The sequence below is a fragment of the Chroococcidiopsis cubana SAG 39.79 genome (genome assembly GCF_003991895.1).
Lineage (GTDB): Bacteria > Cyanobacteriota > Cyanobacteriia > Cyanobacteriales > Chroococcidiopsidaceae > Chroococcidiopsis > Chroococcidiopsis thermalis.
In genome coordinates, this window is the sequence record NZ_RSCK01000002.1 from 35,402 (window position 1) to 59,475 (window position 24,074).

A 24,074-nucleotide genomic window follows, 5' to 3' on the forward strand; every position below is an offset into this window, starting at 1 on the left:
TAATTTGTCCTTAAAAGCGATTCTGCCACAATTTGAGCAAGTTCTGAATTCCTCTAGCTACCGAAGAACCAGCGTTCTCAGGCTGGGGCTGGGCAAGGTTGGCAACAGAGGGAAAGGCAGCAGATTTCGCATAAGCACCGTTACGTAAAACTTTAGCTAAAGCATGATTATCCGATCGCAAGCCTTCGTAAAAGAAAAAGACTTCTCCATTGATACCGCAATAGCGATTATGGGCGATCGCCTGCGATAAATATTGAGGAGTCATGCGGTACGAACTAATATTGAGTAAAACACCTGGAGCGACTCGCGATCTCTGTTGTGGGGTTTGTTCTGTGACAAGGCGATCGATAATCTGTTTGTAGCTGTTGAAATCGCGCCGATAAGCTTGGGGATGGAGTAGATCGACTAATCCTCGTTGCAGCCAAGTTTGAGAATCTTGCAGATATTCTTTATAACCCCAATCGTAGATACTAGGAGCCATTGATATGAGTAAATTGGGATTAACGGCTTTGACTTCTCGATTCAGACGGGCGAGAAAGTTAGTTAAAATATCTGCCCGCCATTGCAGCCAACGCCGATCCTGGGGGTTTGAGGGCGGTTGACGGCGAAATTTTTGGCGATAGCGGGCTACAGTTCCCGCGTCGTAGCCACCTTCACATGGCATAGCAGGAATGCGATCGTCGCCTTGAATGCCATCTATATCGTAATTATTGACAACTTCTAAAATTAAACTCAGCAAAAAATCTTGTACTTGGGAGTCGAGGGCATTCATCCACTCGAAGCCATTCTTTTTCAGTAGATTACCGTTACAATCGCGGGCTGCCCATTCTGGTTTTTTTGCTAATAACTGTCCTCCGTTTTGATTGTAGGAACTAGCAAAGCCATATTCAAACCAGGGAATAACTTTCAGTTCGACTCGTCTTGCTTCAGTCACCAGTTCGGCTAACGGATCGCGCCCAGTGTAGCGCGGATCGATCGCCAAGCCAAACTGCGATCGCATCACTTGACTGGGATAAACTGTAGCTCCTTTACTCCACACAACGGGAAACACCACATTAAATCCCGTCGCTGCCAAGAAATTCATCGCCTCGGCAATATTAGCTTGAGAGTCGAGAACTGTACTATCGGTATTGGTAATCCAAATGCCTCGTATTTCACTCACGATTTAATCTACTTTCAATCGGCGATATCGTGCTTGCAACACCATATAAATACTGTAAGCAATTAATCCCAAAGCTACAATTCCTAAAATCCACTTACCAAAAGGTTGTTGGGATAGCACCTGTAGCGCCTCACCCAGTCCTCTTGCTTCGTTAGGGTTATTATTTCTTGCCGCTTGGATCAGAAAAAAGCCGATCGCGCAAAATACGACTCCCCGTGCTGCCGTGCCAAATCCACTAATACCTAATACCCATTTTTTCTCAGTTTCACTTAATTGATGCAGATCCATTTCTTGACGATATTTAGCCTTAAAAGCGCGGTAAAACTGATAGAAACCCATGCCAATAATAAATGCACCTACAGTTCCAACCAACCATTGTCCGAAAGGTTGAGAAAGTAGCCTTGCCGTCCAATCTTGAGTTGCATTACCACCACTCCCACCGCCAGTTCCAGCAACTAATTGAATTGCAGTAAAAGCTAATCCAGCGTAGATAAAACCATTAATTGCATAACCAAGTCGCTGAAAAATTCCCTTAGCATTTGTACCTTTATGTTCGGGATCTTTAATTGCCTGGACGAACCGCCAAAGCGCGTATCCGAGTAAACCAAGAGCGATCGCGGCTAGTAAAAATTTTCCGAATGGCTGAGTTAATACCGTTTGTAATGCACCTTCGGTATCTGTTGTTTTTCCACCTGCGCCAAAAGCCGCTTGTGCTGCCAACAATCCAACAATACCGTAAACCACTCCCTTAGCTGCATAACCAAATCTCGCCAGTCGCTCCACCCAAGTTGAAGGGTCTTGCCTTGTCAGCTGTTGTGTCATGGTACGTAGTAGAACTCATGTAAGTTCTTTAGCAGTAAAGCATTAATAATTACATCTATCCAAGTGTTTAGCTAGGATTTTGATAGCTCGTTGCTTGGTCAGTTGTTAGGATCGATACAAGCGCGATCGCAAATATTATGTCAACTGCTAATTGCAATAAATCCGTAGAGGCGCACATCGGTGCGCCCCTATAGAGGGTAATGCTCAGAGAGCAGGACATAAGCTAGATTCTGGCAAAGAATCTTACTCCGTAAGGCTTTCAGACTTTGTACAAAATTTACGTACGTTAAGCGTACAAATATACACGAAATGTATGTAGAATTTTCTGTACGGAGTAAATAAAACGTTCGTACTATGCGTACAAAAAACGTACAATCATGCTATCCAGCTATCCATTCTCCCAAACCACTTAGAGTATTAACTTAAAGTAGTAGTGCTATTTAGGAAAGGCTAGAGAAAAAAGAATAGGATAGGCGCTCCAACGGTCGGTGTAAAGCACAGCACACTGGACGGTACATCGGTGGCATCGAGTTCCAGAACGCTTTTGCACAGTTGCCACTACGATCGCCAATGTGCAAGCCCACAATCTCTCGTGTTACAACATCTAATGATAACTACACCCACTGGTCATTGCCTTTGCGAAAGTCGATAGGTCTACTTAGCTTACACCACTTTTACACCAATTTTGCAAGTCTACACCACTCATTACTCTCTCTTTCTTAAGCCGATGGCGGGATTTGAACCCGCGACCGCTCGATTACGAATCGAGTGCTCTACCACTGAGCCACATCGGCGCTGCCAAACCTTTATTATACTATCAAAACTTTGATGATAGAGCAAAATCCTAAAAATCGCGGCGACAAACGGTTGACATCAGAACAATACGCTCGGTTGAGAGCAGAAGCAGCCGCTCCTTATCGAGGATTGAGAAAATTTATCTACTTTTCTTTCGGAGCATCGGGTTTAATTGGTGCTGTCATCTTTTTAGCTCAACTAGCAGCGGGACAAAACGTCAGTAATGCTTTACCCAATTTTGCTCTCCAAGTAGGAATCGTTGCCTTGATGATTTTCCTGTTTCGTCTGGAACGGGGGCGAGCAAAGTCGTAGTTAATAGAGACAAGGAGGACTTGGGGGACACGGGAAACTCTTAGACTTCAAAAATCTGAATTCCCCTCACTCCTTCTAAATAAATTTGGAAGAAATACTCAGGATTATCTCTTGTCAAATGTATACTATTACTCGTTTTGGCAGCTCGGCGGCGCGATCGCCCTGTTAAACAGACCGCTCCTTAAAGAAAGTTCAAGCTCATTCACAACTCTCAACGGTATCGTAGAAAAAATAAAGAAAACATTAGAAAAGTCATTACTTCAGATAGAGTTTGTCATACTATATACATAGGTTCAAACGGGGTCAGCTTATATAAAGACCCTGACTATATCTCCGCTAACTCAAAGGGGTCAGCCATAAATATATAAAGACCCCACTGCATATAAGAAGCAAAATAGCGCCAGCATTCCGACAGGAACGCTGGCGTTGTTAATTCAGTTATCAGTTGTCAGTTACCAGCGATCGGGGTGTAGGGTGTAGGGTGTGGAAATTGTAAATTTCTTTCTCCCTTGTCTCCCTTGTCTCCATTGTCCCCCTGCTCAGAAGCTCCCTCATCTAAGGCAGACTAACGAGGTAAGGCGAGGGAATCGCTTTAGCTCGTCCGGCGTTCACGAGTGCTTGATAGACAAAAGCAGCAACCTCAGCACGGGTAGCCTCGCGATTTGGGTTTAATTGAGTGGGTGTAGGATAGTTAATCACCAATTGTTTCTGAGTAGCGGCGGCTACGGGTTGAGCGGCGTAGTTGGGAATTTGAGCTGCGTCAGTATAAACTGCGATCGCGCTAGAATTATCCGCACTCAATTTTAGACCGTTTGCCAAGGAAACCAGCGCTTGGACTCTGGGAATTTTCTGCTCGGGTTCAAATAAATTGCCAGGATATCCAGCCACAAAACCACCTTGATATGCCGTTTGGATCGCTTGGTAGCCCCAATATTTACGCTGAACGTCCTGAAAATTAACGGCTGGGCGTTGTCCTTTTGGTGTAAAGGCTTTACTGACAATTGCGGCAAATTGGGCGCGGGTGACAGGTTCGTCTGGCTTAAAAGTACCATCAGGGAAACCAGCAATAATATTTTTAGCAGCTAAGGCTTCAATATAAGGCTGCGCCCATAAACCTTTGATATCGCGCAGAGCAAATTGAGCAGGGGTAAATGTGACTTTGCCAGAAATGCGCTTGGGATCGATATCGTTACCAATTGCAACCAGAGCGTTGCTCCGCGTGGCATTGTATAGGTCATAGCGCTTATTACCGCGAATCAGATTTTGTCCGGCGTTATCAGCGGAACCAATATCGGGTTGAGCGTTGACAGTGGCGACAACTCCATCGCGATCGTTATTTTGAATCACGTTATTGCGTAAAATCGGTTGAGCCGCCTCGGAAACATAGATCCCGTCTTTATTTTGTTGAATTTGGTTATCGCTGACTAAGGGTGATGAGGTACCACCAATTGCGAGTCCAAAACCCGTAGCTTGAAAGACGTTGTTGCGAATTTCTCCCTGTGCTGCCCGTGCTACAGAGATTCCGTTACCACCATTTTTAATGAATCGGTTTGCTTCTATTTTGGGGCTAGCCGTTCCAGTCACAAAAATACCATCTCGATTGCTGTTGGCAAAAGTACTGTTCGTTACCGTAGGATTAGTCGATTCAATCCACAAGCCCGTGCCGCGTGTATTAGTGTTAGTCACGGTGACACCACTAATTGTTGTCTCTTTCTCGGCACGAATCGTGACGTTCTGTCGGGCAAAGGTAGGGCTGATATACTCTCCACCACCACTGATGATAATATTCTCACCTTTAGTTGCTTCATCACCGCGTAGCGTCACGCCGGATTTGAGAGTGAGGGGAAAGGCTTCTCCAGTTTCGCTAGTATAGTTACCAGCAGCAAGTTGAACGACCGTGCCAGGTTCGGCTTGAGTCAAAGCAAAAGTAATAGTTTTGTAAGCAGATGCTTCGCTCGTACCAGCACCAGGAGTATCCGTACCGACTTCGGGATTGACGTAAATAACTTTGGCAGTGGTGGGAGCGGCAATTGGAGGTGTAGTTGGCGCTTGAGCGTGTACGATAGAAGTATCTGTTAGTGTAGCGATGGGGATCGTGCCACTGGCAACTAACAGTAAGGCGGTTAGTCCAGTTCGCCAAGGAAATAACGAGCAAACAAGCGGTTTGACGGACGAAGCGCGATTGGCAGACGAGAAAATTGGAGAATCTTGGCGTGTCATACTTGTAGGATGTGTCATGTGCTGACGATCTGCATCTAGTAAGACAAGCGATCGCAAAAATTGCACAAAAATTTTACTTTTATTAACATTCTTGGAACGAATTCGCTTGTCCTGAGATTTGAGCTGATGACACATACCACTGCTACTATGTTCCGCAATTTTCTATAAATCTTTCGCAGAGTAGATAGTACCTGCTTTACCAAACTCGGTTAGTTGTGAGAAACAATCTTGTAGGATGAGTCTTGACTGAAAGCAACCGTGCTACTGTGTTGAAGTTAAAACAATAAAAACAACTTAAATCTTAACTTTTAATTAATGCGCTTATTTTCGTTGTTGCTGCGTTATGGTTTCGCCTCCTGGGTAAGTGCAGCAATTGTATTTTCTAGCACCTCCGTTTTTGCAGCCGAACGAGTCGTACTGAAGTACCGAGCTTTTCGCGAATCAATCGCGATTGAGGATTTGACAAAGTTCGCGCGCACTGGAGAAATGTCACCCGATCTACGGGTAAACTTGGCATTAGCCCGACAAGATCCCCAGACGATTCGCCAGTCCCTTACAAATACAGTAACGGTCGATCCAATCTTGTTAGATCGATTTCTCAACAATGCTTTAGGAGAATTATTGTTAGATGAAATAGGTAAAACCGTTCATCCACCTTCGCGCCAAGCAAATCGACAAGCTCTACGCGCTGCCATTACCTTATCTGCTCGCGATCGCCAGCTCTCGCTACTGGAAATTCTCCAAAACTACCCGACAACAGATGTGGAAGTGGAAGGCAATCGCCTGGAAGCCGTTTACAGCCAACTGCGTCGCCTAGAAGGGACTCTGAAAAATTTTTTGAAATAGTCCTGTGAGAAACAAGGAGAGTCAACCTAAAATTTGCCTTCTCCCTACTCCCTGCTCCCTAATAAGCCAAAGTTTCCAGCGTTTCGCGCAAATACAGACTAACTTGACGATCGAGGTTCACCTCTTGCAGTTGGCGATCGCCAGACATCTTTTCTAACCGCCAGCGCTGAAAGCCGGAGCTAGCAGCGATTGCGCTTTTTAGTTCGTCCCAGATTTGGCTATCTTCGGATCTGCTGGTGTCTGTAGCTGGATGAGCCATGTTTCCTCATTCCTTTACTTGAGCTGTTACTTGAGCTGTATCTGTTTGAGAGTTGGTGAGTTGGGGCAAGATGCGGTTAACTTGCCAGCCAACAATCGTAAAGTCTCGCGCTATTCTTTCTACAGGATAAGGTTTTGCCTTAGAAAATTCTGTTTCGCTAGTAACGAAAACCCGTGCCACGCTGACAGGGATTTGCAGAAATAGATTGCTTGCTAAAAAGGCAACACTAGCTACCAACAATCCTAAGCCTCGCCATTGGGGTGGTAAGGGTATGACATTTGCCGCGATCGGCGCGGTACGATACAACAACCATAATAGCCCTACTAGCAATACTGCTGCTACCATAGCCAGCAGGCGATTGGCAGTCGTACGAATTAACCTGAGAACTTTTCTTTGCTGCTCGTCGAGCTGAGTTGGTTTTTGTGCGACTCCCAGCACGCCAAAGATCAAAAAAGGACGGGATAGCTGCATCCACAGAACGGGTAAGACTCCGATCGCCGCCACAATTGAGAATTCTAACCACACGGGCAAGATGGGATCGCCCACAGCCAAGCCGAGCCAGCACAACTGCAACAGAATCGGCAGCGTTGCTAACCCAGCTAGGTGAATCCACAAAAATGGTTCGGAGCGAAATGATTGCATAGTTTTCAAGATGTCAAGACGCGCGATCGCACGTCTTGACAGTGCTACCTCGTAAGCGTGCGGCGTTTTGTCACCATGTGATAGGCTTCGACGATATCGCCTTCAACCCAATCATTGAATTTATCAACGCCAATACCGCATTCGTAGCCGGAATTGACTTCGCGGGCATCCTCTCGCATCCGCTTGAGAGAATCTAAAGCACCTTCGTAGATCACCTTACCACCACGACGCACCCGCAGCTTGCAGTTACGCACGAGCTTGCCCGACTGCACGTAGCTACCAGCCACCTTACCGCGACCGACTGGGAAGACCTGGCGGACTTCTGCCTGACCGAGAGGTTCTTCTACCAATTCTGGCTCTAGCATACCTTCTAGGGCAGCTTGAATGTCTTCCAGCAGTTTGTAGATAATGTCGTATTCTCGAACATCTACCCCTGCTTCGTCGGCTGCTTGTCTAGCACCGCTAGCAAGCGTGGTGTTGAAGCCGATAATCACGGCGTTACTAGCTGCTGCCAAGTCGATGTCAGTTTCAGTGACTTCTCCAGGTGCAGACAACAACATTCTGATTTGGACTTCGTTTTGTGGCAGTTGTTTGAGCGCCCCGACGATTGCTTCGACGGAACCTTGGACATCTGCCTTGAGGATCAAGTTGAGTTCCTTCAACTCGCCTTCCTGAGCCTGTGCGGATATGGAAGTTAGGGTCGCGCGTCCTTGCAGCAAGCGGAACTGACGTTGTTTCTCTGCCCGTTCGCTGGCGATCGCCCGTGCTTCCTTCTCGACGAGATACACCTCGAAATCGTCTCCAGCTGCTGGCACGTCGCTCAAGCCCAAGACCTCTACGGCGAAGGAGGGACTAGCGATATCTACCCGCCGACCGCGATCGTCCACCATAGCGCGGACTTTGCCAAATGCCGACCCAGCCACAAGGATATCGCCCACGTGCAGCGTTCCGTTTTGTACCAGCAAGGTTGCGACCGGACCTTTGGCTTTGTCAAGATGGGCTTCAATTACCGTTCCTTTCGCCGTCCGATCTGGGTTAGCGTATAGGTCTTCTACCTCTGCAACCAACAGAATCATTTCTAGCAAGCCGTCAAGGTTTTCACCTTTAATGGCGCTGACGGGAACCATAATCGTGTCTCCGCCCCATTCTTCAGGAGTTAGACTGTATTGAGTTAACTCTTGCTTGACGCGATCGGGTTGAGCGCCTTCTTTATCAATCTTATTGATTGCGACGACAATTGGTACTTCTGCTGCTTGGGCATGACTGATCGCCTCAACCGTCTGGGGTTGAACACCGTCATCGGCAGCAACCACTAAGATGGCAATGTCCGTCACTCGCGCTCCTCGCGCCCGCATCGCCGTGAAGGCTTCGTGACCTGGGGTATCTAGAAATACGACTTGCTGCATTTGCCCGTTTTGTTCGACATCGACGTGGTAAGCACCGATGTGCTGGGTAATGCCTCCAGCTTCGCCCTGCGCCACTTTTGTTTTGCGGATGGCATCGAGCAAAGTCGTTTTTCCGTGGTCTACGTGACCCATAATTGTTACGACTGGCGGACGGCGCTGGAGATTTTCCAAGTCTGCCGCATCGAGCATTTCTGTAACTTTACGGGCTTCTGCTTCTGGCTCGGCAGTTTCTACCTCTACGCCCAGTTCTTCCGCCACCATTTTAATCGTGGCAAGATCTAAACTTTGGGTAATACTAACTGCTATCCCTTTCATGAACAGAATCTTGACAATTTCTGTATCTGGAGTTGCTAAACTCTCAGCTAGTTCTTGCACGGTGAGATTGCCCATGACTACCACTTTTTCTGGGCGTTCGCGTTTCTGTTCTGGTTCGCGGCGACGGTTGTTTTCTCGTGCTTGGCTAAACTTTTTGCTTCTAACTACACTAATAGCAGCAGGCTGCGGCTGTCCTGGACGAGCTGCTGTTTTCTGTTTTGGCGGACGAGCTATAGACAGGCTAACTTGAATTGGAGTATCGCTATCTCCGTCCTCCTCATCGTCAAAGTCTTCTTCGTCATCCAAATCGACTATAGGCTTGAGACGTTTGGTTTTTACACCTGCCTTCGTTGCCTTTGCGTCTTGTCCTTCGTCTATCTCCTCTTCTTGCCATTTCTTGCCACCTTTACCCACTGGACGCGGCATGGGGCGTTTGAGGATTGGCTTGTCATCCACACCGATCTCGGCGATTTCTTCCGTTCCCGGTAAAGCTTCTGCCCCATCTGGTTTAGAGCGTTCTGGTGCTACTGCTTCGCCTGCCCTCACTGGCTTAGGTCTTTGCAGTTCCAGCACGGGTTTAGGTCTAGCTGGCGTGCTTTCCGAGCTAGCAGCTGCCTCCTGCGAACGACGCATTGGTTTTTCGACTCTATCTGCCTTCGCCACTGGACGATTGGCTGCGCGATCGTCTTGCTCCCGCTTGAGAATTGGTCGCTCCGGTCGTTCCGATCGTTCCAGGCGCTCCGCTCGCTGTGGTGGCGACGGTGGTAGTCCGGCAGTTTCATCTACACCGTCTCTTGCCCCGGACGGTCTAGGGGGTGGTGTTGACAGCTTGGGTGATTCTGGTGGTCTGGATTTGTTTGTGGGTATTGAATTATCGCCCTGCTCGCTTTGGGTTGTAGGCTGAGTTTCTACTGCTTGCACTGGCTTTTGTGCTTCGGGACGGGTTGGCGCTGTTGTCGGTCGCACGGGTGAATTAGAAGCGGTCGGACGAGCTGGAGGTTGAGGTGCTACGGCAACAGAAGGTTCTGGGGGGTTAGGACGATCGGGGTTGTGCTTTGGTTTGCGAATTTCCAAGATTTGCTGTTTGTGAGGCACGACAGGTTTTGGTTTAACTTTGTTAGTGGCTGGTTGAGGATGTGCCTTGTAGCTGTTGGCATGACCTTCTCTACCAGCAGTGACGGGGTTTGCAGCTTGTTTTTCTGCTGCTTGTCTGATTCGCTCTGCTTCTTCTTCGCTAATAGTGCTGCTATGACTTTTCACTGCAATATTAAGCCGATCGCAAATGGCTAATATTTCCTTGTTATCCAAATTCAATTCCTTTGATAGATCGTAAATTCTGACTTTGCCGTTGTTCATCCATTCTTCCCCTTGTACCTACCAGCTATAACTGGATGGTTGCCCGATTTACAACATCTCCATCCTCCGATTTTTGTATATTCGTTTACTGTTTGAATTGCGGTTCTTGCCTCCAAATGATATAACAGAGAAGCTTTCTATTTGGCTTAAATCCCTACTTTGATAGGGTTAGCAGGTGTTTTTTGCTTGTGTTTTTTGCTTGTGTTTTTTGCTAGCGCTCCAACTTGAGGAAATCCGGTCGCAACTTTTGGTTGTCGATCTACTACTAGGATATTTTGACCCATATATTATTTTGGCATCAAGTTAGGTTTGCAGAAATTACCAGCTGCAAATTCCTTAACCTGTCAATGGGAATGCCGATGTGTTTGTATGCTTGATGCTCGTTCGCTCTTGTTAAGTTCAAGGAGTGGGTAAGTATAAGGGGTTGTACATATCACTGCTATCTGGCTCTGTCACCTGGTTTCGTACTTATGGTTCTGTAACTAGGCGCTGCAATAGAGTTTGATAAAGCACCTCTGAGACTGTCTTGACCTTGAGCGATCGCCCCAAGCGGTTTTTCTTTTGCGCCACTTGTAGACAGCTTGCTTGGGGACAGATGTAAGCAGAACGCCCCATGCCCCGATCTAATTGTAACTCTCCCGAGTCGCGATCGCGGACAATGCGCCAAAACTCCGATTTTAATGCCACGCGACCGCAGCTGATACAACGGCGATAGTTAGGTTTCATCAACAGGAGGGGGTTGGGACGGTGAAGAGAGCTTCAGGGCAGTTACCAAGTCACGAGTCACAAGTCACAGTTCGTTAGTCGCCGATTCTTCTAGCTCCTCAGATGTTTCCAGTTCTTCATCCAATGCTTCACCAGTGTCATCTACTGTTTCTATCATGTCTTCTAGTTCTTCCTCTGCCAATTCTTCCTCTGCTAATTCTTCCTCTAACTGTGCGGCGGCTTGTTGTCTAGCTGCTGCCGCAAATTTAGCATCTTCAGCGGCGTAATCGTATTTGTCGCGGTCTTTGATGTCAATTTTCCATCCTGTCAAACGGGCGGCTAGACGGACGTTTTGTCCTTCTTTACCAATTGCCAAACTGAGTTGATCTTCTGCCACCAATACGTGAGTCTGACGAGTTTCCGGGTCCATCAACCGTACTTCATCCACCCTAGCCGGACTCAAAGCATTGGCAATATAAGTAGCTGGATCGGGCGACCAGCGAATCACATCAATTTTTTCTCCGCGTAATTCGTTGACTACGACTTGAATTCGCGACCCTCTAGCGCCAATACATGCCCCTACTGGGTCTACATCTCGGTCTAGGGTATCGACAGCTATTTTTGTCCGAGGACCGACATGCCTGGAGGGAGGATTGGCTTCCCTAGCTACAGCGACAATGCGGACGACTTCATCCTCTATTTCCGGCACTTCATTCGCGAATAAATACACGACTAGACCAGCATCAGCCCTGGAAACCAATAACTGTGGACCTCGATGCTGTCCCTGCAAGACTTTCTTGAGATAAACCTTAAAAGTAGCATTGGCGCGATAATTATCGTTAGGTAGTTGCTCCCGCTTGGGTAATTCTGCTTCGACTTCTGGCTGACCGAAGCTGCTACTAACCGCCATAATCACTGACTGTCGCTCAAACCGTAGTACTCTAGCTTGCAGTACGGTATCTTCTATATCTTGAAATTCCTCTTGGATCATTTGACGCTGCTGATCGCGGAGTTTTTGCGACAAAACTTGTTTTGTCTGCATCGCTGCCATGCGTCCAAACTCTTCTTTATCTGGAGTCACGTCAACTAGCACCGAATCACCAATTTGAGCTGCATCCCCTGCAAATTCTTGCACGTCTTTGAGGGAAATCTCGTGGTCGGAGTTGGTGACTTCTTCAATAATCGTTTTAGTTGCTAGAACTCGAAAGCCTTGTTCTTCAACATCCAACTCTACTTCAAAGTTGTCAAAATATTCTTCTTCAAAATGCTTTTTGTCTAAATTTTGCGCTCGCCGATAGCGCTCGTAGCCTTTTAGCAAAGCTTCTCTCAAGGCATTTTGTACCGCATTCCGAGGTAAATTCCGTTCGCGGCTGATGCTTTCAATTAATTCTTTTAGACCCGGTAGGCTAACCATTGACATAATATTTAAACCTCTTTATCTGTAGGGAGTCGGAAGTGGGGACAAGGAAGACAAGGAGGACAAGGGAGACAAGGGAGAAATTGCAATCCGAAATCTCAAATTCACAATTTTCCTAACCTCCAATCCCTCACTCCTAACCTCTGATTTAGTGGCGCTCGTCCAGTTGTACCCTGGTGATGAGAGAGCGGGGAATGGCGATCGCCCGACCTTTTTGATTCAAAAACACTGCGGTTTCATCGCGCTTAATTAATTGACCCGTCCACTCTGTATGACCTTCATAGGGTTCGGATAAGGTGACGATCGCAGGGAATCCTTTAAAAGAAATAAAGTCTCGGTCTGCCACCAGCTGGCGCGATATCCCTGGACTAGAAACCTCCAAAACGTAAGCATCAGGAATGACATCTGCTGTATCTAGCGTTGCTTCTAAAGCGCGGCTCATGCGTTCGCAGTCGTCTAGTCCGGTGTCTTGCTGCGGATTGCGGATGTCCACGCGCAGCACTGGCGGACGATGGTTTGTATGGAAAACAACGTCAACGATTTCCAACCCTAGATCTTCTGCTACAGGCGAGGCGAGTTCAATGATTTGGGGAATTAAGGGATGAGCCATTGTTCAGACATAAAAAAAGCGGGTGGACACCCACTTCCTGAGAAACAGTTATTTTTCCAGAAAGTTTAAAGGCGAAACAAATTCGTTTCGCCCTTACATTTGAGTTTAGCGCATCAATTAGGGGTGAGGAGCGAGGAGCGAGAGAATGAGACAAGGGAGAGGGGAAAAATGTTTTTCTTCCTGTCCCCCTTGTCTCCCTTGTCCTCCTTGTCCCTCACCCCTTACTCCTCACTTCTCACCCCGCTTCAATAGCCGGGTTTGTTCCATAATTTGCTCGACATCCTCTTGTGCTAGTCTGCGGACGTAGTTGAGTTTGACTTCTTCTAAAAAGTCAGAAGTCAGAGATTGAATGCGTTCTAAGGTATGTTTTTCCTGCATTTGCGTACCTAAAGCTTGGCTGAAATGTTGAGCTAGCTGGCGGGAAATTTTTGCCCCAACCGGATCTTCTACGGCTTTGACGATCGCGGTATAAAAATTTTGGGTAATGGAGGTCGCTAGTTGCTGGCTCAGCGTGTGGGGGAAGTTGCCGACTCCTGGTAGATTATGGATGCTGCGATAGAGAGGGGATTGGTCGAGGGTGCTTTCGATGCTGTGGCGTAAAATGGCAATGATATCTGGTTCGATTTGGGGGAAGACTTGGTAGACGAGGACGTTGACGACCAGAGAAGCGATCGTCTCAATTTCGTTAATATTATTTAAATCTATGTATGGTTGCCGCTTAGAGCTGGCGGATAACCAATTTGTTAACTCTCCCCGTCGTACCGAAACTTGTAACTGATTAATAAATTGAATTAAAACGACTTCAGTGATTTCCTGTGCCAAACTGGCGACAAATCCTTGAGTCGCTTGTCGTCGGACTGATTCTAAATTTAATAATTTTGCTTGGTGCAAGCGAACCGTCACTGGAATAATTCGCAGCCACGTCCAGCGCAAAAAAGGTAACAACTCAAAGGGAACGATGAGTAGAATGTCATACCATCGCCATAACATCGCATCTTGCCATTTCAACCCAACATGACGACGGCTAATGATAAAAGTGCGGATGAGAAATTCTACGCCAAACAGGACGATGAAATAAGCGTCAATTCCCCAGAATTCATCGATAAATTCTCCGTTTTCACCGATCGCACGATAATAATTTGTGGCAACTAAAGGGCGAATACTGCGATTGAAAAAGTCAATCTCTTTTTGCCACCCAGCCTTGAGGAGATATTCTTGACTCCAAAAAATATTAAAAGCAGTACGCGAAGATTCTTCACCGATGCGATCGCGCATTCGATTTTTAATTCTTTCTAGCGTCCCCGTCTTATTTGCCAAGGCAAACGGATTAGTTTCGATAATGTCACTGCTGTAGCGGCGCAGTTGCTCTAACACGGCTGCTGTCTGGGGTGACTGCAATCCTGTTTGACTCACTTGTTGTTCTAAGGCATTGACTAGCTTTAAATACTGCTGAGTTTCGCGGTGCGGTTCAATGCCTTTAATTGGATCGTAAATTGTTGTAACTTCAGGAATGCGGTTGAGGTAAAAATCGCGCCAGGGGACGTAGGTGAAGTCAAAAATGACTAAACCAAAATTTACTGTAGCTGCGATCGCCATTAAGCGCTCGAACCATAGAGAAAAGCGACGTTTAGGCAAGTCAAAAGTCAAAAGTTAAATGTCAAAAATTAGGATATAGGAGATAACAGTGATGGTCAGGAATGAAAACTAACCCGCTCTAACTAGCAACCACCAACTACCAATTACCCATTACCCATTACCATTACAACCTGCGTGTCTTCTAGATCTTACCAGTAGTATTAATAACGAATGCGGGGATCGATGGAGGCATTGAGAATATCAATGATGATGCTGGCAAGCACGACGATCGTACCAAAGAATACTAAAATTCCTTGAACGGTAGGATAATCGCGCAAGGAAATTGCTTCGTAGAGGCGGTTGGCTAAACCAGGCCAAGAAAATGTCACCTCAGTTAAGATTGCTCCGCCTAATAAAGCGGCGAAAGTGAGTCCCATAATCGTAATCACGGGAATTAAGGCATTTTTTAAAGCATGGGCAAATAAGATCCGTCGTTCGGGAATTCCCCTAGCACGGGCAGCTTCTACATAGTCAGCTTTAAGGGTATGTTTGAGGTTGACGCGAACAATACGCTCGAAAATTCCCGATAGTAAAAGTCCTAGAGTTAGACTCGGCAGCAATAGGTAATAGATAGCACTGAAAAACTGGGTAAAATTGCCGCTTAATAAACTATCAATAGTGTAGAGTCCTGTAAAACCTTCAGGTGCGGGTATAGAAGTTGGAAAGCGCGTTCCCAAGGGAAACCACCCCAACTGTACTGCAAATACCAACTGCATTAACATTCCTACCCAGAATAAGGGTAAGGCATAAGTGATAATCCCAAATAATCGCCCCCCTACATCTAACCAAGAATTAGGGCGGGAAGCAGCTAGCATTCCGATGCTAATTCCAATGATGAGCGCAAATGCCATGCTAAATACGGCTAATTCTGCCGTAGCGGGGAAGTGCTGTCCGATGGTTTGCCAAACGGATTCCCCTTGAGTCGTAATGGAACTACCGAGATCGAAACGTAAAAGACTACCAATGTAACGAATGTATTGAATTGGCAAAGGATCGAGTAGCCCTAACCGTTGCCGATATTCTTGCTTGACGCTTTCTGGGGCGCGTCCTCCTAACACAGCATCGACGGGATCGCCAGGAGTTGCTCTTAACAACAAAAATACCACAGTCACGATCGTCCACAGCATGAGTGGTGTCAGCAGCAATCGAGCCAGAATGTAATATTGCAGAGATTTTGAGCGAGACATATGAGGGATAAGGGAGCAGGGACGAGCTGGGAGCAGGGAAATAAGGGAGAATTAGCGACCGATCGCTGACTTAAGATCGGGGAAGAACGATTAGTCAGCAATATCTTAGATCGGCAACTGCCATTAATGCTAATATCCCTTCAGGAAAGCCGATCGCCACGAACTGCTATCTTATGGATAACGCTGCTAGAACTCCAGCTAGGTGCGAACGTGCTAAGTTTTGGCGACAGCCGGAGTTTGGTAATTTGGAGTTACTTAGAGCAACTTATATTACTCATGCTTTCTGCCGACACATTCACGAAGCTTATACTATCGGTGTCATCGAACAAGGGGTAGAAAAGTTTACTTACCAAGGCGAAATGCATTTTGCCCCTGCTGGTACGGTGGTGATTGTCAACCCTGGTGAGGTGCATACGGGAAGTGCGGGAGTTGAGAATGGTTGGACTTATCGCGTGTTATATCCCGATGTGAGTTTATTGCAACAAGCTGCGGCTGAGGCTTTTGTGGGGCGACAGGTTATGCCTTATTTTCCGCAAGCCGTGATTGACGATCGCCAGCTTGCTCAACAGATATTACAACTACATCAAAGTTTAGAAACTTCGCCGTCGCAGTTAGAAAAAGATACGCGCTGGTTGGGAACGCTTGTAAAATTGATTCAACGTCATGCAGGCGCTCGCCCTACACTGAAACAAATAGGTACACAAGACAAACCGATCGCGCGAATTAGATCGTATTTAGAAGCAAATTATACAGAAAATATTTCTTTAGAAAAACTTGCCGCGATCGCCAATCTCAGTCCGTTTTATTTATTACGAACATTTCGCGATTGCGTTGGTATGCCACCTTACGAGTATTTAACTCAAGTGCGGGTGGCAAAAGCAAAAAGGCTTTTATCACAAGGATATGCGATCGCGCAGGTGGCGCAACAAACGGGTTTTGCCGATCAAAGTCATTTAACCAGGCAATTCAAGCGTTTTGTTGGAGTCACGCCAGGGAAGTATAGTAAACCAGTCGGATAATACCATCACTTCGCGCTCTAAGCATTTGAGGCGACTGAGAGAGACGAGCTGCTGATAATTATGTTCGGGACAGTCAATATTGTTATGTTGTGACTAGCGATCGCGGAAATTGGCGCACTAAAGCCGAAAATACCGGACAGGGGCGACTGTTATCTAAATTTTCAGGTTTGCTCCAGGTGAAAGGTGCTTTTTGTGCCGCAGAAATCCACAGTAACCGTTTGGCGCGAGTGATGGCAACATAAAGTAAGCGAAACTCTTCTGCTGTCTTGAGTTGTTTTGCCTGTTCCCACGCCGTAGCAACATCGGGTAAGGGAAATTGTTCGTGCAAAGCAGCGCGAATTTGGGCGCGGGCAACTTCTGCAACGGTGAAATCTCCCAAAAAATGAGCTTGAGGTAAAACGCGCAGATTTCCAGGAATTGTATTTTCGTGTAAAAACGGAATGAATACGCAGTCCCAATCCAATCCTTTAGCTTTGTGCATGGTAATAATTGTCAGTTGCCCAGGACGGGTATAACGCGCCTCGGAATCTTCCGTATCCACGGCTTCAAATTTTTCCGAATTGACGATCTCGCTCAACACTAGCAACATGGCAGCCAAATTATGACTGCCATTACCAGCAAGTTGCTGCTGCACTCGTTCTGCTAGCTTATCTGCTGTCGCGAGTTCTGCTTGGTCGTAATTCAGGGTTAAGGCAAGGAAGGAAATTAATTGATAGGGAGGTAACTCCATGCGAGCGCGGAGCAGGCTGCGGCACAAATGACTGGCTTTTTGAGCTGGTTCGGGTTGAGGTGCGTCTAAAGGACCAGGATACAGAAATTGTTCGGGAATGGTTGCCAGCGCGTTCAAATCTTGCGGTTGGATTAACTGACGCTGTACCAAAACTTCCAAGGCAGCTTTGAGATAATCGGGGGAGTGAGGACGGTCGAGGAATTGCAGCAGTGCTAGCACTTCCGCCGGAACTTGAGAATGGCGATCGCTTTCTGAAACCTCGTACACTACGATATTATGCTCTTGGCAAATCGGCGCGATCGCTTCAGCCAGCCATCGTCCCTGTCTGTTTTCCCTCACTAAAACCGCCATGCGCAGATTATTCTGTGTTTCTGGAGTTTGTGTTTCTCCATTCGATCCTGCTTGACACAGCGCCACTACCCGCCGACCAATCAATTCTGCCGTGTGATGAATATCGCGAGGCGTATGCAACTCCAATCCCCCACCAATCGGCGCAGGATTAGCATCCGGCTGCGGGTCGTCCAGGCTAACCGGATGAATCGTTTGCGCTCGAAATGGCAAAGAGGTAATTGGTAATTGGTAATTGGTAATTGGTTGACCGCTCCCTTGTCCCCCTTGTCCCCCTTGTCCCCTTCCTCCCTGCTCCCTACTCCCTACTCCCTGCTCCCTTCCATTCACCCACCCCAACATAAAGTTAGCTGCGGCAATGACAATCCTAGTGCTGCGTCCTGCCATATCCATTGTCGCCAAACGTTGTTGCTGCTGGCACTCTTCGCAGAAGCGACGAAAATAAATTGGGTCGGCAGGGGTAAAGGTAGAATTAATTGCTTGGTTGGGGTCGCCAACGCGGATTAAATTTGGTGGTAAATCTGGGTTTTCTGGATCTTGCGCCAGAATTTCTAAGAGTTTGGTTTGCAGGGGTGAAGAGTCTTGAGCTTCGTCTTCAAATACGGCAAAAACTTGCTTTTGTTCGTTGCGTCTGGCGCTAGGATTTTCTAGTACCCGTAGCGCTGCCAAAATCATATCGTCGTAGTCGATTAAATCGCGCGATCGCATTAGATTCTGATACTGTTCGTACAATCCAGCGGCGACGGTTAAAATTTCATATTCATCTATTGCCTGTTCGCCCAACACTCGCAACTGTTGCGGTTGATATCCAGAGCTTTTCGCTTCGTGAATGACTAAATAAGCTAATCCTGGTAGTACTTCTGTCCGCAATACCGACTGTCGCCGTAAGCGTTCTGTTTCTTCGCCGTCAAATTGCCTACCTTCGAGTAACCGAGAATACAAGCGGGGATTAGCAGCAATCCACTGTTCTACACAAGTCCGAATCAAGCGGTGGCTCTGGTTGGGCGTGATTAACGTCGCGTTATCCAACGGTAGTCCCGACAAGTCAGGATAGCGGCTGGCAATATTCAGCGCTAAACCGTGTAGGGTATTGACAGTGAATCCTCTTGGTGGTAAAGATAATTCTTCTCGTAAATACCTGCGAATCTTACCTTTAATATTTGCTGCCGCAGAACGAGTAAATGTAACAACAACGATCGCACGTTTGGCATGTAATTGATAGCGGGCGATCGCAATTGCCGTTGCTGCTGCCATTCCCGTCGATTTGCCTGCCCCTGGCACTGCCGAGACTGCCAACTGTCCCCCCTGCCAATCTGCCATTTGTTGCTGTCCTGGGCGCAAGCTGTTGCGCAGCTGTTCCCAATTATTTGTACGGGCGCACAGCTGTGCGCCCGTACTAGAGTCGGGAGTCGGGATGGATAATTGGTCGGTGAGGTTGGCTTCTGGCATCGGGAATTTTGGACTCAATCTAGATATCTAAATCTAAAAGAGAATTTATGTTTTCAGCGTAATTTTTCAATATTAAGCCCAGATTGTCGTTGGATGACAAGTGAGACTACAGTATTTGTAAAGAATGCAGCGATCGCGCTGACCGTGTGGTGAGAGTAGGAGAGATGCGATCGCTTTTTAGTATGGAAGCGACAATATAAAGTTTTATTTAAGCAGGACTCGGTAGATTTACCATTTGCTCATTCATAGCTGTACATAGGTAAAATATTATTTTTCTTCTGCGATCGCACAACTATTATATTATTGCTCCGCGATCGTACAGTTGCCATAAATTATTCATGTTGATTATAAAATTATTTAGAAGCAAAAAATATAACTGCTATTATAAATTCGTGAAAAAATTAGAAGCAATTGAATTACTTGTAAGTGAAGGATGGACAAAAGCAGATGCCGATCGAGCTTTAAAAGTAGTTGACTTCACAACCCATCCTGACGAACTTACTATTCGTAAATCTGTTTCACTATTTGCTGGTGCTGAACTCCTTCATCGTCAACGTCTTCAAGCAGCTCAGAGAACTTTAGTCACGAAAAAAACTAGAGAAATCGAGCGAATAAAAGAAGAATATACAGCTACAATTGAACAGATAAAGAAGCCTCAATCAGGTAAAGATAATAACACGGACATTCGAGATTTATTAGCTAAAAATAAGTCGTTGGAAGCTACAATTAAAAACCTGAGCTTGGTGAACGAGCATCTCAAAAAAGACAATAAGGACATGAAAAATATAGTTGATGCCATCAAGCTTCAACTAACTATTGAGATGAGAAAGCTCTTGCGATACCCAGATAACGAGATCCGACAAGCAGCAATGAAATTCTTCAAATCTATACTTGGTTGAAAAAATATGCCAAAAACAATTTTAAAAAAAACCAGACTTTTTAATAACATGAACTATCGCGAAGTTCAAAGTGATAATTCAAAAAAACGCAGCAAACTTGAAAAAAAAGATCGGCAGTGGCTAAAGATAAATAGTTATAAAAATGTTGGCTGGGATAATGTCATTAGTCTCCATCAGAAAATTGACGAGTTTTTAGAACGAGATGCATGGAAAGAGTGGTCGCTTGAAGATCTGTTTTTAGAAGCAGATCGCATTGGAAATAAATATCTCACTTATCAAGAAATAGTAAATTTTAATCAGAAGTTATCTCAAGAAGTTAATGAAATTGCCGAAGAGATCGACCGACAGTTTCCCGATACGACGATTGAACAGATTGATTTCAGTAATAGCACTAAGGACAACTCTCGAAAAAGTATGTTTAAAAGACATTTAAAATTAGTAAGGTTTAATAAGAAATAGTATGAGTCTTGAAGACAACAGCCTGAAAGAATTGTTTAGACTAGCAAGCAAGATTGGTAAAAAGCGTTATCACAGGCTAACAGCACAAGATTTTGCAAATTATAGAAAGTTTGACAATTGGCGATATATCAATGGCGATGGTGAGTGTGGCACGACTCAAGAAAGTAAAGATTGGGTAAGGAGTAATTCAGATTTTTATTGTCCAATTTGTGGAGATGATTACTCTCAAAAAGGTGGTAAGTCAATAGATCATAAGCTACCGCGATCGCAGTATCCTTGGTTGTCAATGGAATTCAAAAATTTATGGGTGATTTGCAAAACTTGCAATCAGGAAAAAGGCGAAATGCATTGGTATGAGTACGAACACTATATGCTCGTTAATCATCCCGATCTTTATCTTGTTATCAAAGCCGTACGTCCTATCCAATTGCTCCAGTCTTTAAAGAATAAAATTAATAAATAGAAAGATTCTGAATCAAGTCATAAGTAACGTTATAAATGAGGTAGTTAGATAGAAAATTTCTACATAATAAATGGTTGGCTCTCTAGCCTCGGTTGGGGCAGTGGTTGAAAAGTTACTCGTCAGTTTCAATTTCATGAATTCGTTGTCTAGATCCAAGTTCAGATAAGATTTATGCCCCTAGCGTGATATGCTCAGAAAACTCAATTTCGCAGATTCATGAGTGGCATTGACCGTAAAATTATCCTCGATCCCAGACACATTGCAAAGCATTTACCAGAAACACCACAAGTACAGCGATTACTGAGACGAGGTAGATCTGCTCACGTTTTCAATAATGCAGCCATAATGGAGAAAGTTACTCAAGCGATCGTTGAAAAAGGAGAATTTACAGGAGTGATTCGAGGATACGAGCGTTACGGCTTATACTTTGCTGAATCAATTGGCTATCGAATCAATCCTGAAGATGGCTTAAGCACTCCACTGTTCTATGGCGAGGTAAAAATTGATGCAGAAAATCGATACCATGTCATCCCCCGCACTCGACCCAGCCAAGAGTGAATGGGACTTTGTTGAAGTTTGGATCGATCCGATGCTGTCTCCTCCTTACATACTGGTATTATTAGGCGACTCAGCAGGAAATTGTCGCGTGTACGATCCGGCTGAGAATTATAAGGTCGTCTTTAGTAGTGCAACCTATGAAGAAGCTCAAATTTGGTTGTTAGAAGATGAGTATGAGTCAGTTGAAGGGCGACTTTCAGCATCAGAGCTGTAGTTTGTAGGGTGCGTTAAACAACGCACTACTGCTAGTGCTGAGCGCAAGATGATCGGCCGCCGCTGATTTGAGTCGTTGAATTGCTCTGTTCCTGAGTGGGAACAATGTTTTGATGCTATTTCTGAGTCCCCAAGGTTGTGATAGACTCAGCGTCAGATGAGTAGTCTATGCAAACGATGCCCGTACAAACGAAAGCTCAAGTGCTGGCTCTTCTCCAGGAATATCAGCAGGAGTTGCAGCGCTTTGGAGTTAAACGTTGCGGCGTTTTCGGCTCGTTCGCCCGTGATACCGCAATTCAAGCTCAAAGTGATGTCGATATTTTAGTTGCTTTTGAGCCAGACCAGAAAACGTTTGATAACTTTATACACCTATCCTTTTTTCTAGAAGATCTTTTCGGTAGAGCAGTTGACCTTATTACTATTGAATAATTAAGTCCTTACATTGCTCCGCACATTCTAGATGAGGTCGAGTATGTCTCCGTCGGCTCGTGAATATTTGCAGCACATTCTTGATGAAACGACATACATCATCACAAATTCTACGAGTTTAGACAAGACAAAATTTGTGCAAGATGAAACCCTAGTATTAGGGTGCGTTATTTAACACACCCTACTTTAACGTAGCGATACCCCTACAGCTTGGGCTGATGGTAGTTTGTTAGACTGAAAGTCTAAAGTGTCAGTAAATCCTCAACAAGGACCCTCAAGCCCGATGATGCTATCGACGTATCCGAGTAGCCTACTGCTATCGAGAGAACTGCCTAACCTGGACTATAAATTAAAACGCGATCGCTTTGATGAAACTTGGGAAGCACCCCTTGCTACCCTACTTGGTTTAGGACGAGCAGCAGGTGCAGATTTTGTAGAATTTTTCTTGGAACGAGTTAACTATATTAACTGTTTAGCAGAAGACGACACGATCGCCAGCATCTCCCCCAGATTATCTACTGGTGCAGGGGTGAGAGTGTTTCGCGGTAAGGCTGATTGCTATGTCAGCACCAACGATTTAACATTTAACGGACTCAAAGCCGCTTTAGAAAAAGGACTTTCCATTCTAGGGTTACAACTTCCAGCACCCAACGCCTACATCCCTGCGATTAATTTAGAACTGCTGCGAGACTACGCCACGACTAAAGGTAAAGATAGCTGGTTTGCTAGCTGTAGTTCGATTCGCGAAATGGGAGAAGTGCTGCTAGATGCCAACCAACAGTTACAACTCAAAGCAAACCACGTCCAATCGAGACGCGCTACCTATTTCCGCGACTGGCAAGAAGTTTTAGTTGCTTCCAGTGATGGCACATTTGCTAGAGACATTCGCTTGACGCAATCGGTAGGATTTAACTTGTTGTGTGCGGATGGCATCCATCGGACATCCATCGGACAACGGGCAGGTAGTACTAGCGATCCTAATTTTCTCAGAGCTTGGGATTACAAATCAACCGCTGAGGAAGTGGCAGAATCGGCAGGTAAGATGTTGTATGCCGATTATGTAGAATCGGGTACGTATCCAATCGTGATGGCAAATCAGTTTGGTGGTGTCATCTTCCATGAAGCTTGCGGACACCTGCTGGAAACCACCCAAATCGAACGCAAAACCACTCCTTTTGCTGACAAGAAGGGTGAAAAAATCGCTCATGAAAGCCTGACTGCTTGGGATGAAGGACTGTCAGATAGTGCTTTCGGTACGATTGACATGGACGATGAGGGAATGCCAGCCCAACGGACATTATTGATCGAAAATGGAATTTTGAAAAACTTCTTGAGCGATCGCGCTGGTTCCTTGCGCACCGGACACCCCAGAACGGGAAGCGGACGCAGGCAAAGTTATACCTACGCCGCCGCCTCGCGGATGCGCAACACTTATATCGCACCAGGTAGCTATACCAACGAAGAAATCTTTGGTTCGATTGACAAAGGGATCTACTGCAAGAAAATGGGTGGTGGTAGCGTCGGCGCGACGGGACAGTTCAACTTTGCGGTTGAAGAAGCTTACTTAATTGAAAATGGCAAAATTACCAAACCCCTTAAAGGTGCTACTTTGATTGGTGACGCACAGGAAATTATGAATAAGATTTCTATGTGTTCCCAGGATTTGGGATTAGCGGCGGGTTTCTGCGGTTCTGTTAGCGGTAGTATCTACGTTACTGTCGGACAACCTCATATTAAGGTAGATTCGATTACGGTTGGCGGAAGATAAGAATTTTGTCACGCAAAGACAAGGACACTTGCGTGCGGGGGTGTCCCCCG

General features: G+C 45.9%; 23 protein-coding genes, 1 tRNA gene and 1 pseudogene. 10 read left to right on the forward strand and 15 right to left on the reverse strand.

Features of this window, described 5'->3' with window-relative positions:
* Positions 1-10 precede the first annotated feature (10 nt).
* The 5 genes and pseudogenes from DSM107010_RS01535 to DSM107010_RS01545 form a co-directional block, all read right to left on the reverse strand.
* The gene (locus tag DSM107010_RS01535; RefSeq protein ID WP_106166284.1) at positions 11-1,162 is read right to left on the reverse strand and encodes a glycoside hydrolase family 10-like protein; all 1,152 of its coding nucleotides are present in this window, start codon (positions 1,160-1,162) and stop codon (positions 11-13) included.
* A 3-nt stretch (positions 1,163-1,165) separates the two neighbouring features.
* Positions 1,166-1,984 (reverse strand): DUF1206 domain-containing protein, encoded by an 819-nt coding sequence (locus DSM107010_RS01540; RefSeq protein ID WP_106166283.1) that lies wholly within the window; start codon positions 1,982-1,984, stop codon positions 1,166-1,168.
* A gap of 67 nt (positions 1,985-2,051) precedes the next feature.
* A complete protein-coding gene (locus DSM107010_RS38110) occupies positions 2,052-2,204 on the reverse strand; it encodes a hypothetical protein (protein WP_158631720.1) in 153 nt (50 codons plus the stop codon).
* Between the two features lie 249 nt (positions 2,205-2,453).
* A pseudogene (locus tag DSM107010_RS43505) lies at positions 2,454-2,622 on the reverse strand (IS1 family transposase); the annotation flags it as partial.
* Positions 2,623-2,706: 84 nt separating this feature from the next.
* Positions 2,707-2,778, reverse strand: a tRNA-Thr gene (locus DSM107010_RS01545).
* A gap of 34 nt (positions 2,779-2,812) precedes the next feature.
* Between DSM107010_RS01545 and DSM107010_RS01550 the strand changes: the two genes are divergently transcribed.
* The gene (locus tag DSM107010_RS01550; protein ID WP_015157054.1) at positions 2,813-3,091 is read left to right on the forward strand and encodes a DUF3493 domain-containing protein; all 279 of its coding nucleotides are present in this window, start codon (positions 2,813-2,815) and stop codon (positions 3,089-3,091) included.
* Positions 3,092-3,646: 555 nt separating this feature from the next.
* On the opposite strand, the gene DSM107010_RS01555 is transcribed toward DSM107010_RS01550, so the two are convergent.
* Positions 3,647-5,446 carry a DUF1565 domain-containing protein gene (locus tag DSM107010_RS01555; RefSeq protein ID WP_106166282.1) on the reverse strand — a complete coding sequence of 600 codons (1,800 nt, stop codon included), beginning with the start codon at positions 5,444-5,446 and terminating at the stop codon, positions 3,647-3,649.
* Positions 5,447-5,626: 180 nt separating this feature from the next.
* On the opposite strand from DSM107010_RS01555, the gene DSM107010_RS01560 reads away from it, so the two are divergent.
* The gene (locus DSM107010_RS01560; RefSeq protein ID WP_127022185.1) at positions 5,627-6,157 is read left to right on the forward strand and encodes an alpha/beta hydrolase; all 531 of its coding nucleotides are present in this window, start codon (positions 5,627-5,629) and stop codon (positions 6,155-6,157) included.
* 58 nt (positions 6,158-6,215) lie between these two features.
* Here DSM107010_RS01560 and DSM107010_RS01565 read toward each other — a convergent pair whose 3' ends face one another.
* From DSM107010_RS01565 to DSM107010_RS01600, 8 genes are all read right to left on the reverse strand, one after another.
* Positions 6,216-6,416: a hypothetical protein gene (locus DSM107010_RS01565; RefSeq protein WP_015157057.1), complete on the reverse strand. Its 201-nt coding sequence runs from the start codon at positions 6,414-6,416 to the stop codon at positions 6,216-6,218.
* Positions 6,417-6,422: 6 nt separating this feature from the next.
* Positions 6,423-7,058 carry a low-complexity tail membrane protein gene (locus DSM107010_RS01570; RefSeq protein ID WP_106166280.1) on the reverse strand — a complete coding sequence of 212 codons (636 nt, stop codon included), beginning with the start codon at positions 7,056-7,058 and terminating at the stop codon, positions 6,423-6,425.
* Positions 7,059-7,102: 44 nt separating this feature from the next.
* Entirely contained in the window at positions 7,103-10,135 is a 3,033-nt protein-coding gene (gene infB, locus DSM107010_RS01575; protein ID WP_015157059.1) for a translation initiation factor IF-2, read from the reverse strand.
* A gap of 468 nt (positions 10,136-10,603) precedes the next feature.
* Positions 10,604-10,861 carry a YlxR family protein gene (locus tag DSM107010_RS01580; RefSeq protein ID WP_015157060.1) on the reverse strand — a complete coding sequence of 86 codons (258 nt, stop codon included), beginning with the start codon at positions 10,859-10,861 and terminating at the stop codon, positions 10,604-10,606.
* A gap of 64 nt (positions 10,862-10,925) precedes the next feature.
* Positions 10,926-12,260, reverse strand: coding sequence for a transcription termination factor NusA (gene nusA, locus DSM107010_RS01585; protein WP_015157061.1), 1,335 nt, complete (start codon positions 12,258-12,260; stop codon positions 10,926-10,928).
* 145 nt (positions 12,261-12,405) lie between these two features.
* A complete protein-coding gene (gene rimP / locus DSM107010_RS01590) occupies positions 12,406-12,867 on the reverse strand; it encodes a ribosome maturation factor RimP (RefSeq protein WP_015157062.1) in 462 nt (153 codons plus the stop codon).
* Positions 12,868-13,095: 228 nt separating this feature from the next.
* On the reverse strand, positions 13,096-14,514 hold the full coding sequence (locus DSM107010_RS01595) for a hypothetical protein (RefSeq protein ID WP_241994083.1): 1,419 nt from the start codon (positions 14,512-14,514) through the stop codon (positions 13,096-13,098).
* A gap of 149 nt (positions 14,515-14,663) precedes the next feature.
* Positions 14,664-15,689, reverse strand: coding sequence for an ABC transporter permease (locus tag DSM107010_RS01600; RefSeq protein WP_106171230.1), 1,026 nt, complete (start codon positions 15,687-15,689; stop codon positions 14,664-14,666).
* A 173-nt stretch (positions 15,690-15,862) separates the two neighbouring features.
* Here DSM107010_RS01600 and DSM107010_RS01605 point away from each other — a divergent pair, with 173 nt between their 5' ends.
* Entirely contained in the window at positions 15,863-16,708 is an 846-nt protein-coding gene (locus DSM107010_RS01605) for an AraC family transcriptional regulator (protein WP_106171227.1), read from the forward strand.
* Between the two features lie 82 nt (positions 16,709-16,790).
* Here the strand turns inward: DSM107010_RS01605 and DSM107010_RS01610 are convergent, their stop codons facing one another.
* Positions 16,791-19,235 carry an ATP-dependent helicase gene (locus tag DSM107010_RS01610; RefSeq protein WP_127022263.1) on the reverse strand — a complete coding sequence of 815 codons (2,445 nt, stop codon included), beginning with the start codon at positions 19,233-19,235 and terminating at the stop codon, positions 16,791-16,793.
* Between the two features lie 392 nt (positions 19,236-19,627).
* On the opposite strand from DSM107010_RS01610, the gene DSM107010_RS01615 reads away from it, so the two are divergent.
* The 7 genes from DSM107010_RS01615 to DSM107010_RS01645 all read left to right on the forward strand — a co-directional run bounded on the left by DSM107010_RS01615 (position 19,628) and on the right by DSM107010_RS01645 (position 24,024).
* Positions 19,628-20,134 carry a hypothetical protein gene (locus tag DSM107010_RS01615; protein ID WP_041463520.1) on the forward strand — a complete coding sequence of 169 codons (507 nt, stop codon included), beginning with the start codon at positions 19,628-19,630 and terminating at the stop codon, positions 20,132-20,134.
* Positions 20,135-20,140: 6 nt separating this feature from the next.
* A complete protein-coding gene (locus DSM107010_RS01620) occupies positions 20,141-20,593 on the forward strand; it encodes a hypothetical protein (protein ID WP_015157068.1) in 453 nt (150 codons plus the stop codon).
* A gap of 1 nt (position 20,594) precedes the next feature.
* Positions 20,595-21,056 carry an HNH endonuclease gene (locus DSM107010_RS01625; protein ID WP_015157069.1) on the forward strand — a complete coding sequence of 154 codons (462 nt, stop codon included), beginning with the start codon at positions 20,595-20,597 and terminating at the stop codon, positions 21,054-21,056.
* A 216-nt stretch (positions 21,057-21,272) separates the two neighbouring features.
* The gene (locus tag DSM107010_RS01630; protein ID WP_015157070.1) at positions 21,273-21,614 is read left to right on the forward strand and encodes a DUF6972 family protein; all 342 of its coding nucleotides are present in this window, start codon (positions 21,273-21,275) and stop codon (positions 21,612-21,614) included.
* On the forward strand, positions 21,562-21,828 hold the full coding sequence (locus tag DSM107010_RS01635) for a hypothetical protein (protein WP_015157071.1): 267 nt from the start codon (positions 21,562-21,564) through the stop codon (positions 21,826-21,828). Before DSM107010_RS01630 ends, DSM107010_RS01635 begins: the two co-directional genes overlap by 53 nt.
* 167 nt (positions 21,829-21,995) lie before the next feature.
* Positions 21,996-22,256, forward strand: a complete 261-nt coding sequence (locus DSM107010_RS01640; RefSeq protein ID WP_199755352.1) for a nucleotidyltransferase family protein — start codon at positions 21,996-21,998, stop codon at positions 22,254-22,256.
* A gap of 283 nt (positions 22,257-22,539) precedes the next feature.
* Entirely contained in the window at positions 22,540-24,024 is a 1,485-nt protein-coding gene (locus tag DSM107010_RS01645; protein WP_015157072.1) for a TldD/PmbA family protein, read from the forward strand.
* The last annotated feature ends 50 nt before the right edge of the window (positions 24,025-24,074 follow it).

Excerpts from the sequence above, each read along its gene's own strand:
- DSM107010_RS01540 (WP_106166283.1), bottom strand. The coding sequence starts at position 1,984 with ATGACACAACAGCTGACAAGGCAAGACCCTTCAACTTGGGTGGAGCGA.
- rimP (WP_015157062.1), bottom strand. The coding sequence starts at position 12,867 with ATGGCTCATCCCTTAATTCCCCAAATCATTGAACTCGCCTCGCCTGTA.
- infB (WP_015157059.1), bottom strand. The coding sequence starts at position 10,135 with ATGAACAACGGCAAAGTCAGAATTTACGATCTATCAAAGGAATTGAAT.
- DSM107010_RS01640 (WP_199755352.1), top strand. The coding sequence starts at position 21,996 with ATGCAAACGATGCCCGTACAAACGAAAGCTCAAGTGCTGGCTCTTCTC.
- DSM107010_RS01620 (WP_015157068.1), top strand. The coding sequence starts at position 20,141 with ATGCCAAAAACAATTTTAAAAAAAACCAGACTTTTTAATAACATGAAC.
- DSM107010_RS01560 (WP_127022185.1), top strand. The coding sequence starts at position 5,627 with ATGCGCTTATTTTCGTTGTTGCTGCGTTATGGTTTCGCCTCCTGGGTA.
- DSM107010_RS01580 (WP_015157060.1), bottom strand. The coding sequence starts at position 10,861 with ATGAAACCTAACTATCGCCGTTGTATCAGCTGCGGTCGCGTGGCATTA.
- DSM107010_RS01645 (WP_015157072.1), top strand. The coding sequence starts at position 22,540 with ATGATGCTATCGACGTATCCGAGTAGCCTACTGCTATCGAGAGAACTG.
- DSM107010_RS01550 (WP_015157054.1), top strand. The coding sequence starts at position 2,813 with ATGATAGAGCAAAATCCTAAAAATCGCGGCGACAAACGGTTGACATCA.
- DSM107010_RS38110 (WP_158631720.1), bottom strand. The coding sequence starts at position 2,204 with ATGTCCTGCTCTCTGAGCATTACCCTCTATAGGGGCGCACCGATGTGC.
- DSM107010_RS01610 (WP_127022263.1), bottom strand. The coding sequence starts at position 19,235 with ATGCCAGAAGCCAACCTCACCGACCAATTATCCATCCCGACTCCCGAC.
- DSM107010_RS01605 (WP_106171227.1), top strand. The coding sequence starts at position 15,863 with ATGGATAACGCTGCTAGAACTCCAGCTAGGTGCGAACGTGCTAAGTTT.
- DSM107010_RS01635 (WP_015157071.1), top strand. The coding sequence starts at position 21,562 with ATGCAGAAAATCGATACCATGTCATCCCCCGCACTCGACCCAGCCAAG.
- DSM107010_RS01570 (WP_106166280.1), bottom strand. The coding sequence starts at position 7,058 with ATGCAATCATTTCGCTCCGAACCATTTTTGTGGATTCACCTAGCTGGG.
- DSM107010_RS01600 (WP_106171230.1), bottom strand. The coding sequence starts at position 15,689 with ATGTCTCGCTCAAAATCTCTGCAATATTACATTCTGGCTCGATTGCTG.
- DSM107010_RS01555 (WP_106166282.1), bottom strand. The coding sequence starts at position 5,446 with ATGTGTCATCAGCTCAAATCTCAGGACAAGCGAATTCGTTCCAAGAAT.
- nusA (WP_015157061.1), bottom strand. The coding sequence starts at position 12,260 with ATGTCAATGGTTAGCCTACCGGGTCTAAAAGAATTAATTGAAAGCATC.
- DSM107010_RS01565 (WP_015157057.1), bottom strand. The coding sequence starts at position 6,416 with ATGGCTCATCCAGCTACAGACACCAGCAGATCCGAAGATAGCCAAATC.
- DSM107010_RS01630 (WP_015157070.1), top strand. The coding sequence starts at position 21,273 with ATGAGTGGCATTGACCGTAAAATTATCCTCGATCCCAGACACATTGCA.
- DSM107010_RS01625 (WP_015157069.1), top strand. The coding sequence starts at position 20,595 with ATGAGTCTTGAAGACAACAGCCTGAAAGAATTGTTTAGACTAGCAAGC.